The organism is Streptomyces mabaensis (assembly GCF_053763515.1).
Window position 1 is genome coordinate 1 of record NZ_JBSOPZ010000069.1, and the last position, 15,373, is coordinate 15,373.

Annotated in this window: 13 protein-coding genes; 7 read left to right on the forward strand and 6 right to left on the reverse strand. The window is 71.3% G+C overall.

The genetic code is table 11. The annotated features are described in order from the left end of the window. Positions 1–135: 135 nt before the first annotated feature. Positions 136–534 carry a hypothetical protein gene (locus ACWV17_RS33355; RefSeq protein WP_455362606.1) on the reverse strand — a complete coding sequence of 133 codons (399 nt, stop codon included), beginning with the start codon at positions 532–534 and terminating at the stop codon, positions 136–138. A 396-nt stretch (positions 535–930) separates the two neighbouring features. On the opposite strand from ACWV17_RS33355, the gene ACWV17_RS33360 reads away from it, so the two are divergent. Genes ACWV17_RS33360 through ACWV17_RS33375 form a run of 4 tightly spaced genes read left to right on the forward strand, consistent with a single transcriptional unit; the run spans position 931 to position 5,182 of the window. Then, positions 931–3,750: a sensor histidine kinase gene (locus tag ACWV17_RS33360; protein WP_455362607.1), complete on the forward strand. Its 2,820-nt coding sequence runs from the start codon at positions 931–933 to the stop codon at positions 3,748–3,750. Beyond that, on the forward strand, positions 3,747–4,187 hold the full coding sequence (locus ACWV17_RS33365; protein ID WP_455355042.1) for a roadblock/LC7 domain-containing protein: 441 nt from the start codon (positions 3,747–3,749) through the stop codon (positions 4,185–4,187). Before ACWV17_RS33360 ends, ACWV17_RS33365 begins: the two co-directional genes overlap by 4 nt. Positions 4,188–4,197: 10 nt before the next feature. Then, a complete protein-coding gene (locus ACWV17_RS33370; protein WP_455362608.1) occupies positions 4,198–4,593 on the forward strand; it encodes a DUF742 domain-containing protein in 396 nt (131 codons plus the stop codon). Then, positions 4,574–5,182, forward strand: a complete 609-nt coding sequence (locus ACWV17_RS33375; protein WP_455355044.1) for a GTP-binding protein — start codon at positions 4,574–4,576, stop codon at positions 5,180–5,182. Before ACWV17_RS33370 ends, ACWV17_RS33375 begins: the two co-directional genes overlap by 20 nt. A 32-nt stretch (positions 5,183–5,214) precedes the next feature. Here the strand turns inward: ACWV17_RS33375 and ACWV17_RS33380 are convergent, their stop codons facing one another. After that, positions 5,215–5,562, reverse strand: a complete 348-nt coding sequence (locus ACWV17_RS33380; protein WP_455362609.1) for an Mpo1-like protein — start codon at positions 5,560–5,562, stop codon at positions 5,215–5,217. Positions 5,563–5,669: 107 nt separating this feature from the next. Next, positions 5,670–6,476, reverse strand: coding sequence for a M15 family metallopeptidase (locus ACWV17_RS33385; protein ID WP_455362610.1), 807 nt, complete (start codon positions 6,474–6,476; stop codon positions 5,670–5,672). A gap of 72 nt (positions 6,477–6,548) precedes the next feature. Between ACWV17_RS33385 and ACWV17_RS33390 the strand changes: the two genes are divergently transcribed. After that, positions 6,549–7,085, forward strand: coding sequence for an NUDIX domain-containing protein (locus ACWV17_RS33390; protein ID WP_455362611.1), 537 nt, complete (start codon positions 6,549–6,551; stop codon positions 7,083–7,085). Positions 7,086–7,103: 18 nt separating this feature from the next. On the opposite strand, the gene ACWV17_RS33395 is transcribed toward ACWV17_RS33390, so the two are convergent. Further along, positions 7,104–9,455, reverse strand: a complete 2,352-nt coding sequence (locus ACWV17_RS33395; protein WP_455362612.1) for a glycoside hydrolase family 31 protein — start codon at positions 9,453–9,455, stop codon at positions 7,104–7,106. A 235-nt stretch (positions 9,456–9,690) separates the two neighbouring features. Here ACWV17_RS33395 and ACWV17_RS33400 point away from each other — a divergent pair, with 235 nt between their 5' ends. Then, positions 9,691–11,712 carry an acetoacetate--CoA ligase gene (locus ACWV17_RS33400; protein WP_455362613.1) on the forward strand — a complete coding sequence of 674 codons (2,022 nt, stop codon included), beginning with the start codon at positions 9,691–9,693 and terminating at the stop codon, positions 11,710–11,712. Between the two features lie 79 nt (positions 11,713–11,791). Then, positions 11,792–12,676, forward strand: coding sequence for a hypothetical protein (locus tag ACWV17_RS33405; protein ID WP_455362614.1), 885 nt, complete (start codon positions 11,792–11,794; stop codon positions 12,674–12,676). 85 nt (positions 12,677–12,761) lie between these two features. Here ACWV17_RS33405 and ptsP read toward each other — a convergent pair whose 3' ends face one another. Then, complete coding sequence (ptsP, locus tag ACWV17_RS33410; RefSeq protein WP_455355050.1) at positions 12,762–14,432, reverse strand: phosphoenolpyruvate--protein phosphotransferase; 1,671 nt, start codon at positions 14,430–14,432, stop codon at positions 12,762–12,764. A 69-nt stretch (positions 14,433–14,501) separates the two neighbouring features. After that, the gene (locus tag ACWV17_RS33415) at positions 14,502–14,951 is read right to left on the reverse strand and encodes a PTS sugar transporter subunit IIA (RefSeq protein WP_455355051.1); all 450 of its coding nucleotides are present in this window, start codon (positions 14,949–14,951) and stop codon (positions 14,502–14,504) included. Positions 14,952–15,373: the final 422 nt, after the last annotated feature.

A 15,373-nucleotide genomic window follows, 5' to 3' on the forward strand; every position in this document is an offset into this window, starting at 1 on the left:
CCGAATAGCTCCGCTATTAGGGCACTCCGGCGCCTTGCGATGCACCGCACCAGACGCCGCGTCCTGTCCGGCCCTGACCCGCCGGACAGCCCCTAGCCCGCCGGAGCCCTCACGCCCGCAACTCCGCCGGAGCCCTCACGCCCGCGACAGCGGGCGCGGGGTCCGCTCCCGTATACCGGCGGTGCGGCGTGCCTGCCGCCGCTCCCCGCGGATCCGCCGGGCCGTACTGCTCGGGGCGGACACCACTCCGTTGCGCTGGTTCCACACCTGGCGGGTCACCCAGACGTCCAGCACGCCCCACGTGGCCACCACGGTGCTGGCGACGCTGCTGAGCACCATCGGAAACGCAAGCCAGGACCCAGCGAGGGTGCACAGGAACGCGGTCACCGCCTGCATCAGCGTCAGCGCCACTATGAGCACGGCGCGCACCGCGGCCGTCCGCACAGGATCCGGCAGACGCCTCCGTGCTACCGGCTCATCCACCCACAACGATCCGCTGACGTCCGCGTAGTCCCTGCTCTCACCCGTGCCCATGGATCTCTCCCCACCGTGCGTTCTTCTGCTCCACTCCTACCTGGCTGCCCGGATTGCGCATGTGTACGCCGCACTCCGCGTCGCAAGCGACGCATCCGGCGCATTTACTCCCCCGTGCCCCGTACAGGTAGACGAACGGCCACCAGGGAAGATTCCCGCGGAGCGTAGAATTCCAGCCATCCGTCCGCAGGCAAGTTCTGACGCCGCACCAGGTGCCATACGTCGCATTCAGGACGGTGCCATCCCGGAACTAACGGACAAGTCGTGATCATCGTTCCGTGCGGCGGCCGAAAACGTCCGGACGTGCCTTCGAGTTGTCTGTGAGGCAGTAGTAGGCTCACGCCGTTTATTGACGGAACACCTACCCCGCACGGCGGGGTTGAGCTGGGGGAGGCCATGCGCTTTCGCGGGAAGTCCATCCGCCGGAAGATCGTGGCGTTGCTGCTGGTACCGCTCGTCTCGCTGACCGCGTTGTGGGGCTTCGCCACCGTCCTCACCGGCCGCGAGGCCGGCCAACTGCTCGACGTGGCGTATGTCGTCGAGAAAGTCGGCTACCCCGTCGAGGACGTGGTCCGGGTCATCCAGAAGGAGCGCCGCCAGACACTCGTCCACCTCGGCGACCCCAGAACCGCCGACTCCCTCTCCGAGCTGAGCAGCCGCCGGGCCGCCACCGACCAGGCCGTTGCGGACATCAGGGCGAACGCACAGGACCCCGACGTCCGTGAGGAGATGCGCCCCGACGCCGAGCGCCGCCTCACCTCCATGCTCGAAGCCTTCGACGACATCACGGCCCTCCGCGTCTCCGTGGACAAGAGCGTGGTCGACCGCGAGCAGGCACTCGAGCTCTACAACCGCCTGATCGACCCCTGTTACGACTTCCTGATGAATCTCCACGCCTTGGACAACGTGGAGATGGACAAGCAGGGCCGCGCGCTCGTCGGCATCACCCGCGCCCGGGAACTGCTGTCCCGCGAGGACGCCGTACTCGCCTCGGCGCTCGCCGCGAAACGATTCACCGAGCAGGACGTACGGCTCATCTCCGATCTCGTCGCGAACCGCACCCTGCTCTACGAGTTCGACCTGGCCAACCTCCCGGCCCGTGAACGCGAGGACTTCGAGCAGTACTGGCGCAGCCCCGAGACCAGGCCGCTGCGCGAGGCCGAGGAGCGGGTGATCGCCGCCGGCGCCACCAAGAAACCGCGCGCGGTCGGACTCGCCCGCTGGGAGGCGGCCGCCGATCCCGTACTCGACGACCTCGCCGACATGGGCACCGCCGCGGGAAACCGCTACCAGGAACGTGTCGAGCCCGTCGCCGTCAACGTCATCGTCAAGGCGGGCATGGCCGGCGTCCTCGGTTTCCTCGCCCTCGTGGTGTCGCTGATCCTCTCCGTACGGATCGGCCGGGACCTGATCCGCGACCTGTCGCGGCTGCGCAAGGACGCGCACGAAGTGTCCGGCGTCCGGCTGCCCAGCGTGATGCGCAGGCTCGCCGCCGGCGAACAGGTCGACGTCGAGACCGAGGCGCCCCGCCTCGAATTCGAGAAGGACGAGGTCGGCCAGGTCGGCCAGGCCCTCAACACGCTTCAGCGCGCCGCCGTCGAAGCTGCCGTCAAGCAGGCCGACATGCGGCGCGGAGTCTCCGAGGTCTTCGTCAACCTGGCCCGCCGCAACCAGGTGCTGCTGCACCGCCAGCTCACGCTCCTGGACACCATGGAGCGCCGTACCGAGGACACCGACGAGCTCGCGGACCTGTTCCGCCTCGACCACCTCACCACGCGTATGCGCCGGCACGCCGAGGGGCTGGTGATCCTCTCCGGCGCTGCCCCCTCCCGGCAGTGGCGCAAGCCGGTCCAGCTGATGGACGTCGTACGGGCCGCGGTCGCCGAGGTCGAGGACTACGAGCGCATCGAGGTCCGCAGGCTGCCGCGGCTGGGCGTCGGCGGTCCCGCCGTCGCCGACCTCACCCACCTGATCGCCGAACTGCTCGAGAACGCAACGGTGTTCTCGCCCCCGCACACCGCGGTCCAGGTTCATGGCGAGCGGGTGGCCAACGGCTTCACGCTGGAGATCCACGACCGCGGCCTCGGCATGACCGCCGATGCCCTCCTCGACGCGAACCTCCGCCTCGCCGAGACCCCCGAGTTCGAACTGTCCGACACCGACAGGCTGGGCCTCTTCGTGGTCAGCCGCCTCGCCCAGCGACAGAACGTCCGGGTCTCGCTGCAGCCGTCCCCGTACGGAGGCACCACCGCGGTGGTGTTCATTCCGGCGGCTCTGCTGACCGACGCCCCGGAGACGGACGGCATCGGATTCCGGCTCGACCGCACCCCGTCGGGGACCGCCGCGGCCGGCGGCCGGCGGAACGGTTCCGCGGTCCGGCTGGCCGGCCTCGCCGAGGTCCCGGCGGGCGGACTCACCGGCTCCGCCGCCCTGCTGGACGGGCCGGTCGAACTCGAAGCCCCGCTCGGCGCGCTGGGCCCGGAGGACGACGCGAGCGCCCTCGCCGGCGTGGCGGACCTGGGGGCTCTGGGCCATCTGGAGGACACCGAGAGCGAGCGCGGCGGGAGCTTCCGCGCCAGGGGCCGGGGCCGTGGGCCCGGCCCGGTCGGTGAGCAGCACCAGCAGGCCTCGGAGGCCGGTACGAGCGCCGGCCGGCCCGGTGCCGATCCGGCGCGGCCGGCGACGGCCGTCCCGCTGCCCCGGCGCAGGCCGCCCACGCTGGTGGCCGAGCACGGCCGCCGTGTGGCGCCCCATCGCCCGGTCTCGGCGGCGGCTCCGGCAGACGGCGCCCAGGAACACGGCACCACGGCCCATGGCTCCCCGCCGCCCGGCGCCACGGCCCATGGCTCCCCGCCACCCGGCGACACGGAACTCGGCTCCCCGCCCCACGGCACACCGGAACCGGTCGTGCCCGAACCAGCCGCACCGGCACACGAGGCCGGCCGGCCCGCCGCGCCGGCACGCACGGCCGGCGGACTGCCCCGCCGCGTCCGCCAGGCCAGCCTCGCACCCCAGCTCAAGGCAGGACCGGCACCCCGGACCGAGCCGGACGGCGACGAAGCCGTGTCCGACGCCGACCGGGACGCCGACGAAGTACGCAGCCGAATGGCCTCGCTCCAACGCGGCTGGCAACGCGGCCGGCAGCAGAACGCCGAAGGCGAAACCAGCCCGGGCGAGACCGTACAACGAACGACATCGGAGGGGGACGGTCGATGACCGCACCACAGACCGCAGCTCAGGACGCCACGACCCGGGGCGCCGGCGAACTCAACTGGCTGCTCGACGAGCTGGTCGACCGCGTCCGCAGCATCCGCAAGGCGGTGGTGCTCTCCGGCGACGGGCTCCCCACCGGCACCTCCAAGGAACTGACCCGCGAGGACGGCGAGCACCTGGCCGCGGTCGCCTCCGGATTCCACAGTCTCGCCAAGGGGGTCGGCCGGCACTTCGAGGCCGGCAAGGTCCGGCAGACCGTCGTGGAGCTGGACGACGCGTTCCTCTTCGTCACCGCCGCCGGTGACGGCAGCTGCCTCGCCGTCCTCTCGGACGCGGACTCCGACGTCGGCCAGGTCGCGTACGAGATGACGCTGATGGTCAAGCGGGTGGGCGCCCACCTGGCCACCGCTCCACGCACCGGGCTGTCCGCCGGACGGTGAGTGTGCCCGTATGAGCGAATCAGGTCAGCAGCCGTCCCACTGGTTCGACGACGACGCCGGTCCCGTCGTCCGCCCGTACGCCATGACGCGGGGCCGGACCAGCAGCGCCGGCCAGCACCGCCTCGACCTGATCGCGGTCGTCGTCGCCGAACCGGCCGCCGATGATCCCGACCGGGATCAGACGCTGTCCCCCGAGCACGTGGACATCGTCGGCCTCTGCCGAGGCGCGCCGCAGTCCGTGGCGGAGCTCGCCGCGGAACTCGACGTGCCCATCGGAGTCGTCCGGGTCCTGATCGGGGACCTGGTCGAGGACCAGTTGGTCCATGTAACCCGTCCTGTACCGCCGGCCGAGCTGCCGGACGAATCCATCCTGCGTGAGGTGATCAATGGGCTTCGGGCGCTTTAGCCGCAGCAAGCCGCCTGTGGAGCCGGTGACCCTCAAGATCCTGGTCGCGGGCGGCTTCGGCGTGGGCAAGACGACCCTGGTGGGCGCGGTCAGTGAGATCAAGCCGCTGCGCACCGAGGAGATGCTCACCGAGGCCGGCCGTCCCGTGGACGACACCGAGGGCGTCGAGGCCAAGACGACCACCACGGTCGCCATGGACTTCGGCCGCATCACACTCCGCGAGGACCTGGTGCTCTACCTGTTCGGCACCCCCGGACAGGACCGCTTCTGGTTCCTCTGGGACGAGCTCGCCCAGGGGGCACTGGGCGCGGTCGTCCTCGCCGACACCCGCCGGCTGGAGGACTGCTTCGCCGCCGTCGACTACTTCGAGCGGCGTTCCATCCCCTTCACGGTGGCCGTCAACTGCTTCGACGGCGCGGACCGTTACCCCGGGGACACCGTACGCTCGGCGCTCGACCTCGACCCGGAGGTCCCGGTGCTGATGTGCGACGCGCGGGACCGCGAGTCCGTCAAGGAGGTCCTGGTGGCCGTTGTCCAGCACGCCATGACCCTCGCGAGCGCCCAGCGCCAGCCCGCCGCCGCCACCTGACCCGGCGGTCAGCGGGGCAGGGGTCAAGGGAGTCAGCGATTCTCGGCGAGCCACTTGGCGGCGGTCTCGGCCAGCTCCGCGTCCCGGCCGGCCAGCATCATCCGGATCATCTGCATGTCGCCTCGCAGCGACCAGGCCGGATGCCCGAAGGTGGCCGGGTTGTTCTTCTCGATGAAGAAGTGCGCGGGCCAGGCGGTGCCGTAGCCGATGAGCGGCAGCGCCGCCACGTACCGCTTCCGGCCGCGGGCCAGTCCGTACGCCGTCACCGCGAGACCGGTCAGGGTCCCGGTCAGATGGACCCAGCGGGTGGCGGCCCGGGAGTGCATCGCCACGTAGTAGGGCCAGAACTCCTCGTACGACTCAAAGGTCCGTTGCTCCATACGGGCAACGGTATTCGCTGACGCGAGAACCGGATACGGCTGATGCGCGTCCGATAGGGAGAACGGGCGGCCGGAACCCACGGGGGTGGTCCCGGCCGCCCGTTGTCTCACTGCCCGGCGACCGAGCGGCGAGAGACCGGGAAGTCGAAGTACGTGCTCGGGAACGGCTCCGGTTTGTACGTGAAGTGCCACCATTCCTCGGCCAGGTTCACGAAACCGAGCTCCGCGAGAGTGCTCCTCAGCAGCTGCCGGTTGGCGCGCTGCTCGCCCTGGATCCGCGGGTCGTCGGTGTGCGAGCGCGTGTCGAAGCAGTCGTAGCCGGTGCCCATGTCCACGGAGTTGTCCGGGAAACGCTCGGCCTGCGGGGCGTAGCAGGGGACCAGCGGCTCCCCGGGGACGTACGGACGCGTCGGCGCCGCCGGCAGTTTCACCAGCGTGAGATCGACCGTGCTGCCCCGGCTGTGCCCTGACTTCTCGGCGATATAGCCGTCCGCGAACAACCGCGACTTGTCGACATGGGGATAGAACTCCGCCTTCATCGCCTCGTCCTGAAGGTCCTGCGCCCAGCGCACGAAGTGGTCGACGGCACGCTGCGGCCGGTAGCAGTCGTACACCTTGAGGGAGTACCCCTGGCTCAGCAGCTTCGTCTGGGCCCTGTGCAGCGCCTGAGCCGCCGGCCGGGTGAGGATGCAGACGGGCTGCCGGTAGCCGTCCACCCGCTCACCGACGAAGTTGTGCGCGGTGGTGTAGCGCATCTCCTGCATGATCGTGAGGTCCACGGAACGCAGCGCGACAAACTCCTTGGGCGCCTTGGGCTCGGGCTTCGCCTCGGCCGACGACGGCAGCGCCGTCGCGGCGAACAGCGTGGCGGCGCCCACGGCGAGCGTGCGCAGTACAACCGAGAGTCGGGTCATGGTTCCTCCATCTATCACTCCAACTGCCCGCACGGAAAGGGGACCCGACGGGGCATCGGATACAGTCCGCGCGTGCCAGTGATTCCGGTGAAGAACTCCCACTGCTCCAGCTGCGGAGCACTGTACCGGGCCGACAGCGGCTGGCCCCGGGCCTGCTCCACCTGCGGTGACATGGTCTACCGCAATCCGCTCCCGGTCGCCGTCGCCCTGCTGCCCGTGCGCGACGAAAAGGGCGTCGCGCTCGTGGTCATCACCCGCACCATCGAGCCGCAGCTCGGCGGTGTCGCCCTGCCGGGCGGCTTCATCGACCACGGCGAGGACTGGCGGCACGCCGTCGTGCGCGAGCTCAGGGAAGAGACCGGCATCGACGCCGGGGGAGACCCGGTGCGGCTCGCCGACGCCATGAGCTCACCGGCGGGTCACCTTCTCCTCTTCGGCCTGCTCCCCGAACGCGACGCAGCCGACCTGCCGGCCACCGCCCCCACCGACGAGACCACCGGCTGGCACCTCCTGCGCGAGCCGGCCGAACTGGCCTTCCCGCTGCACACAGAGGCGGTACGCGAGTGGTTCCGCGGCCGGTACGCCGTACACGCACAGGACCCGGCCTGAACCCCTCGGCAGCGCCCGCTACCCGCCCCGCACCCGCACCGGAATACCGACCTCCGCGCCGCCCTCCCGCTCCACCGACACCCCGGCCGGCCCCACCCGCGTCGTGAACCGCTCGACCTCCGGCTGCTCCCAGCCCTCACCCGCGTCCCTGACCAGCAGCCCGCCCCCCGTGCGCCCCGGCGCGGGCGCCCACACCTCCAGTTGGAGCCCACCGTCCGCCCCGCGCACCGGCAGGACCGCGCCGGCCCGCGCCAGCACCGGCACGCGCGACAGCGGAGCGTCCAGCAGCACCTGCCCGGGCCCCTGGTGCGCCTCACCGGTCGCCGTGTCGTACCACCGTCCGCGCGGCAGGCGGACCGCGCGCCGATCGGTACCGCTCTCCAGCACCGGCGCCACCAGCAGCGCGTCCCCCAGCAGAAACGCGTCCTCGCAGTCGCGCAGCGCCCGGTCCTCCGGCGCGCCCCACCACAGGGGCCGTACGTAGGGAGCGCCCGTGCGCCGGGCCAGATGAGACAGCGTCACGAAGTACGGCAGCAGTCGCTCCCTCTCCACCAGCGCCGCCCGCGCGTACTCCAGCACCTGCGGCCCGAACTCCCACGGCTCCCTGCGCCCGGCCCAGATCGCCGCGTGGGTCCGGAACAGCGGCAGGTACGCGCCCAGCTGGAACCAGCGCAGATACAGCTCGGGCGACGGACTCCCGCTGAACCCGCCCACATCCGGCCCCGAATACGGCACGCCGCACAGGCCCAGCCCCAGCACCAGCGACAGCGACGCCCGCAGCCCCGGCCACCCCGTCGTCACATCACCGGACCAGGTACCGCCGTACCGCTGCATGCCCGCCCACCCGGAGCGCGAGAACAGGAACGGCCGTTCCTGCGGACGCAGCCGGCGCAGCCCCTCGTACCCCGCCCCGGCCATGGTCAGCCCGTACACGTTGTGCGCCTCCCGGTGGTCCCCGCCTGCGCCGTCCAGGACATGGCGGGCCGACCGCGGCAGGGTCATGTCGCCGAACGGAGTGAAGGACACCGGCTCGTTCATGTCGTGCCAGATCCCGGCGAAGCCCTGGGCGAGCCGCTCCTCGTACAGCCGGCCCCACCACTGACGCACCTCCGGATCCGTGAAGTCCGGATAGACGCACTCGCCCGGCCAGACGGCGCCCCGCACCTCCCGGCCACGGGCGTCCCGGACGAACGCCCCGGCCGCCACCCCACTGTCGTACACCGCCCGGCCCGGCTCCGCCTTGACCGCCGGATCCACGATCGACACCAGCCGCACGCCCTGCGCGCGCAGCTCCCCGGCCAGCCCCGGGAGGTCCGGAAACCGCTCGCGGTCGACGGTGAACACCTGGTGCTCGTCGTAGTGGTCGATGTCCAGATGTACGGCCGACAGCGGCAGCCCACGCTCCCGGTAGCCCGCGGCTACCCGGCGGACCTCCCGCTCGCTCCCGAACCCCCACCGCGCATGGTGGTGTCCCAGTGCCCAGGACGGAGGGAGCGCCGGCGCACCGGTGAGCGCCGTCCAGCCCCGCAGCACCCGGGCCGGAGTCCCCGCCACCACCCAGCAGCGCAGTGGCCCCCCGTCCATCCGCAGCTCGCTGGTGCCGGGCCGGTCGGGTCCGGAGCCCGCGCCTTCCTCCCCCTCGCGCAACGTCACCCAGCCGTCCCACGTGTTGTCGTGGAACATGAGGTGGCACCCCGCGTCGGAGACCACAAGCTCCACCGGCATCGTGATGTAGAGCGGGTCGTCGCCCGGCTCGAACCCGCCGCGCGGGTCCGTGTTCCACAGCCGGTACGTGCCGTCCCGCAGCCGGGGCCCGCCGGCCCGTCCGCCGAGCCCGAAGAAGCGGGCATCGGCCGGCACCTCGGACCGCTGCACCCAGCGCGCGGGACCGCCGGCCGCCGGCTCCCACCAGCGCGGCGGCAGCTCACGCCGGAGCACCACCCCGCCCGGCGTACGCACCTCGACCGCCCCGTGCCGGGAGACGACCACGGTCAGCCGCTCCGACACCACCTGCCAGCCGCCGTTCTTGTCCGGCTCCAGCACGGCCCGCGGATCCGGCTCCGGCCGGTCGCCCGCCAGCGCGCCCGCCAGCGCGTACGAGGGCACCGGGCCGGCCCCGTCCCACCCCCAGAAGACGGATCCCCCCGCCGCGACGAGCACCTCCAGCTCCGACCGTGCGAAGCGCACCACCCCACCTCCGGGGCGAGGCTCGGCACCGGTCGCCGGACCCGGCACCCGGGCCCGCTCGGCGCCCCGGGGCGGCAGCACGGACGCGTCCGTGCGGTGGTTCCGCCAGGCCGCCCGTACCGCCCGCAGCCCGCGTAACGAGCCGACCTCTCTCACCGAACGCACCAGCTCACGACCGTCCATACCGCTCACCCTGCCATTCGTTCCCCGGCGCGGGGGGCGCGTTCAACTGGCGTTCACCCGTGGTGGCAGCACACCTCCGGGCGGCCGACCAGCGGCCGGCCGTGGGTGGGCCGCCCTGGTGCGTAAGTCGATCACGTGGCATCGTCCGTGTCAGCCGCGCGGCGCGCACACCCCTTCGCGTGCGCGGGAGACACAGCACACGACGCGTAGAGCCGTACCAGCCGGGAGCCGACCCATGACCTCAGCGACACCGACGAACCCTCCGCAGGACGAGGGCGTGCCGCAGCCCGGACCCCTGTGGCAGCCGGGCCCCGACCGCATCGCCGAAGCCAGGATCACCCGCTTCCAGAGCTGGGCCGCCGAGCGGTACGGAGCACCGGCCGACGGCGGCTACCCGGCCCTCCACCGCTGGTCGGTCGATGAACTGGACACGTTCTGGAAGGCCGTCGCCGACTGGTTCGACGTCCGGTTCTCCACCCCGTACGACTCGGTCCTCGCCGACCGTTCCATGCCCGGCGCCCAGTGGTTCCCCGGCGCCACCCTCAACTACGCCGAGCACGCCCTGCGCGCCGCCGAGGACCCCGCGCGGGCGAACGATGCCGCCCTCCTCCATGTGGACGAGACCCATGATCCGCAGCCGGTCACCTGGTCCGAGCTGCGCCGCCAGGTCGGGGCGCTCGCCGCCGAGCTGCGCGCCCTCGGCGTACGCCCCGGCGACCGGATCAGCGGCTACCTCCCCAACATCCCGCAGGCCGTCACCGCGCTGCTCGCCACCGCCGCCGTCGGCGCGGTGTGGACCTCCTGCGCCCCCGACTTCGGCGCCCGCAGCGTGCTGGACCGCTTCCAGCAGGTCGAACCCGTCGTCCTGTTCACCGTCGACGGCTACCGCTACGGCGGCAAGGAGCACGACCGCACCGACACCGTCGCCGAACTGCGCCGCGAACTGCCGACCCTCCGGGCCGTCGTCCACATCCCCCTCCTCGGCACGCCGGCCCCCGAAGGCACCCTCGAATGGTCCGCGCTCACCGCCCCCACCGAGGCGGGCGAGCAGGAACCGGTCTTCGAACAGGTCCCCTTCGACCACCCGCTCTGGGTGCTGTACTCCTCCGGCACCACCGGCCTGCCCAAGGCCATCGTCCAGTCCCAGGGCGGCATCCTGCTCGAACACCTCAAGCAGCTCGGCCTGCACTGCGACCTCGGTTCCGAGGACCGCTTCTTCTGGTACACCTCGACCGGCTGGATGATGTGGAACTTCCTCGTCTCCGGCCTGCTCACCGGCACCACCGTGGTCCTGTACGACGGCAGTCCCGGCCACCCCGACACCGCCGCCCAGTGGCGCATCGCCGAACGCACCGGCGCCACCCTCTACGGGACCTCCGCCGCGTACGTCATGGCCTGTCGGAAGGCGGGCGTCCACCCCGCCCGCGACTTCGACCTCTCCCGGGTGAAGTGCGTCGCGACCACCGGCTCACCGCTGCCGCCCGACGGCTTCCGCTGGCTGCGCGACGAGGTGGCCGACGACCTCTGGATCGCCTCCGTCAGCGGCGGCACCGACGTCTGCAGCTGCTTCGCCGGCGCCGTGCCCACCCTGCCGGTCCACATCGGCGAACTCCAGGCCGCCTGCCTCGGCACCGACCTCCAGTCCTGGGACCCGCACGGCAAACCCGTCATCGGCGAGGTCGGCGAACTGGTCGTCACCAACCCACTGCCCTCCATGCCGATCCGCTTCTGGAACGACCCCGACGGCAGCCGCTACCGCGACAGCTACTTCGAGATGTTCCCGGGCGTCTGGCGGCACGGCGACTGGATCACGATCACCGACCACGGTTCCGTCGTCATCCACGGCCGCTCGGACTCCACCCTGAACCGCCAGGGGGTCCGCATGGGGTCGGCCGACATCTACGAGGCCGTCGAGCGTCTCCCCGAGATCAAGGAGTCCCTCGTCATCGGCCTCGAAGAGCCGGACGGCGGTTACTGGATGCCGCTCTTCGTCCACCTCGCCGAGGGCGCCACCCTCGACGACGGCCTCCGCGCGCGGATCAAGCAGACGATCCGTGAACAGCTCTCCCCGCGCCATGTACCCGACGAGATCATCGAGGTCCCGGGCGTCCCGCACACCCTCACCGGCAAGCGCATCGAGGTCCCGGTCAAGCGCCTTCTCCAGGGCACGGCCCTCGCCAAGGCGGTCAACCCGGGCTCGGTCGACAACCTCGAACTCCTGCGCTTCTACGAGGATCTGGCGCGCACCCGGAAGTAGCGGGAACCAGCAGAACTGCCGATGTCAGTCCCCCTGATTACGCTGAGTGAGCATCGATCAATCGCGCTCAGGGGGAGTCATGGCGCACCACAAGCAAACCACCAGCATGCGACGCACGCTGCGCCGCGAAGTGCCCAGCACCGTAGGCCTCCTGGCCGACGAGCAGGACTTCGCGGCCATGACGCGCTACCGCACCTTCACCTTCGACGACCACGCGGCCTACCTCCACCAGGTGGACGGCCTCCTCCGGTCACTCGCCGCCCAAGGGGTGCACACCACCGTCGCCCTCTTCGACCCGGATGAGTTCGAGGAGTTCTGTACGGACGCGGGGCTCGACCCCGACGCCGCCGCAAGCCGCACCCGGTTCACCGCCGAGATCGCGGCCGGCGGAGCCGCCCTGCCCTACACCGGCCAGCCCATCGACAACCTCGTGCCCCTCCTGGTCAACGAGGCGGTCCGCAAGTCCACCTGGGAGTACGCGACGATGCTGCTGGCCCGCCTGGGCAACTGCGCGGACTGCGGCGAGGACATCGGCCGGTCCGCCTTCCAGCGGGCGTCCCTGTTCCTCCTGCGCCTGCTCGAAGCGGCCGGACCCGGCACCCACCACCTCGTCTGCAGCGTCCCGGCCGAAGACGGACAACTCCTCGCCGTCCTCCACGCCGAACGGCCGGGGGACGGTCCGGTGCGCCTCGACGATGCCGACGGCCTGGACTTCGTGACCGTCCTCGCCGCCGGAATCGCCGTGGAAAGCCCGGGAGGGGTGGTGCTGCGCACCAGCGGTCCCGGCACCGCGGACCAGGTCCGCGGCTGGAAGCTCGACCGCGGCGTTCTCCAACCCCTGACCGCCGGGGAGGTCTTCGCCGCTTACTGCACCGACGCGGACACGGGCGAGCCCGTCTCTCCGGAGCCGGGCGTGGAGTACTGCGCGGGATTCACCATCGACGAACCCGACCGCCACCACTGACCGCCGGAAGGACCGAACGACCAAGGGGCCTTCCACCAGAATCCACGTTCCGGCGGAAGGCCCCTCACGAACAACACTCAGCCGGTTACTCGCCGGACAGCACCGCCTGCGCGGCCATCCGCGCCTCCTCCGCGCTGTCCGTCGCCCGGGCCGCCGCAGCGGCACGCTCGCACTGGGCCAGCGTGTGCTTCGCCAGTGTCGCGCGCACGTAGGGAATCGACGCCGCCCCCATGGAAAGGCTGGTGACGCCCAGACCGGTCAGCACACACGCCAGCAGCGGGTCCGAAGCGGCCTCGCCGCAGACACCACAGCTCTTCCCCTCGGCCTTGGCCGCCTCGGCCGAAGCCGCGACGAGGTCGAGCAGCGCCGGCTGCCACGGATCCTGCAGCCGCGAGACCGCACCGACCTGACGGTCGGCCGCGAAGGTGTACTGCGCCAGGTCGTTGGTGCCCAGCGACAGGAACTCCACCTCCTGAAGGATGGAACGCGCACGCAGCGCGGCCGACGGAATCTCCACCATCGCGCCGAACTTCGCCCGCAGCCCGGCCGCGCGGCACGCGTCCGCGAACGCCTTGGCATCGGTCCGGTCGGCCACCATCGGGGCCATGACCTCGAGATAGACCGGCAGGCCCTCGGAAGCCCTGGCCAGCGCGGTCAGCTGCGTACGCAGCACCTCGGGGTGGTCCAGCAGCGTACGCAAGCCCCGTACGCCCAGAGCCGGATTCGGCTCGTCCGCGGGCGTCAGGAACTCCAGCGGCTTGTCCGCACCCGCGTCGAGCACCCGCACGACGACCCGGCCCTCGGGAAACGCCTCAAGAACCTTGCGGTAGGCCTCGACCTGCTTGTCCTCGGACGGAGCCTGCTTGCTGTCGTCCAGGAACAGGAACTCCGTACGGAACAGACCGACGCCCTCGGCCCCCGCCTCGACCGCCGCCGGCACATCACCGGGACCGCCGACATTGGCGAGCAGCGGCACCTTGTGCCCGTCCGACGTCGCGCCGGGACCGGAGGACGCGGCCAGCGCGGCCCTGCGCGCCGCGGCCGCCGACTCCAGCTCGGCACGCTTCTCGGGGCTCGGGTCGACAAAGATGTCACCGGTGCTGCCGTCGACGGCGATGACCGTGCCCTCGGCCAGCTCGCCGGCGCCGGGCAGCGCCACCACGGCAGGTACCCCCAGCGCCCGCGCGAGAATCGCGCTGTGACTGGTCGGCCCGCCCTCCTCGGTGACGAAGCCGAGCACCAGCGTGGGGTCGAGCAGAGCGGTGTCCGCGGGAGCGAGATCCCGGGCGATCAGGACGTACGGCTCGTCGCTGTCCGGAACACCCGGCATAGGGACGCCCAGCAGTCGGGCGACGATACGGTTCCGTACGTCGTCCAGGTCCGCCACCCGCCCGGCCAGGTACTCACCGGCACCCGCCAGCAGCGCCCGGTACGCGGCGAAGGCGTCATAGACCGCCCGCTCCGCGGTGCTGCCGACCGCGATGCGCCGATCCACATCCGCCATCAGCTCCGGGTCCTGCGCCATCATGGCCTGCGCTTCCAGCACATGCTGCGCCTCACCACCGGCCAGATTGCCGCGAGCGATCAGATCGGCCGCGACTGCTTCGACGGCCTGCCGGGCGCGCCCCTGTTCACGCCCTGCCTCCTCCGGCGGAATCTGCTTGGCCGGCGGCTCCAGGACCGCCGTACCCATGTGCCGGACCTCGCCGATCGCCACACCGTGGCTCACGCCGACGCCTCGCAGCGTTGTCTCCATTTCACCCGTCTCCGATAGTGCGGCGGGCCCGGCCGCCGCGATGGATTCCGACCAGCCGTTACGCCGGGGTCACTGCCAGCTGAAGAGAACGTCTCCGGTCTTCACGTCACCGTTCTCGCGAAGGTCGCCGAGCGCCTCGGCCGTGGCCTCGAGGGCGACGACGGGGCAGATCGCGGACTTGCCCGCCGCCTCGACGGCGGCCGGGTCCCACCGCACTACGGCGTCGCCGCGCTGCACGGTGTCCCCCTTGTTGACGAGGAGCTCGAAGCCTTCGCCGTTCAGCTGCACGGTGTCGATGCCCAGGTGTGTCAGGACACCGTGACCCTCTCCGTCGACGACAACGAACGCGTGTGGGTGCAGAGAGACAATGACGCCGTCGACGGGGGCCACCGCCTCCGAGGGCTCACGTACCGGGTCGACAGCGGTGCCCGGCCCGACCATTGCGCCGGAGAAGACCGGATCGGGCACAGTCGCGAGTCCGATCACGCGCCCGGCGATAGGGGACGTCACGGTGGTCATGGGGCCTCCCAGGGGTGGAGCTTCACGTGTCGCCGCCACTGCTCGTCCCGGGCGGCGTACTGTTCGAAGAGTAAGTCATAGGATGTCCTAGTTCCGCACGAGAGCTGACAGTTGGCGGACCTAGGGGTGTACCGGAAGCGGTTTGCCTCAACTCCCGGCGGAGAGTACGGTCGTACACCTGCCTGACCCCAACGCGACATCGAGTCGGGGGTTGGCAGCACCGTCAAGCTAGCCGAGATCCTAACTGGTCTAAACCTCTGCGTGCCCGCAGGGAGGTGGTCAGGAGGAGCGGAAAAGCCTGATAGAGTTTGGAAACACCGAAGGGAACGCCCGGAGGGCCCGATAAAAAGGGACCAAAGGAAGCGTCCGTTCCTTGAGAACTCAACAGCGTGCCAAAAGTCAACGCCAGATATGTTGATACC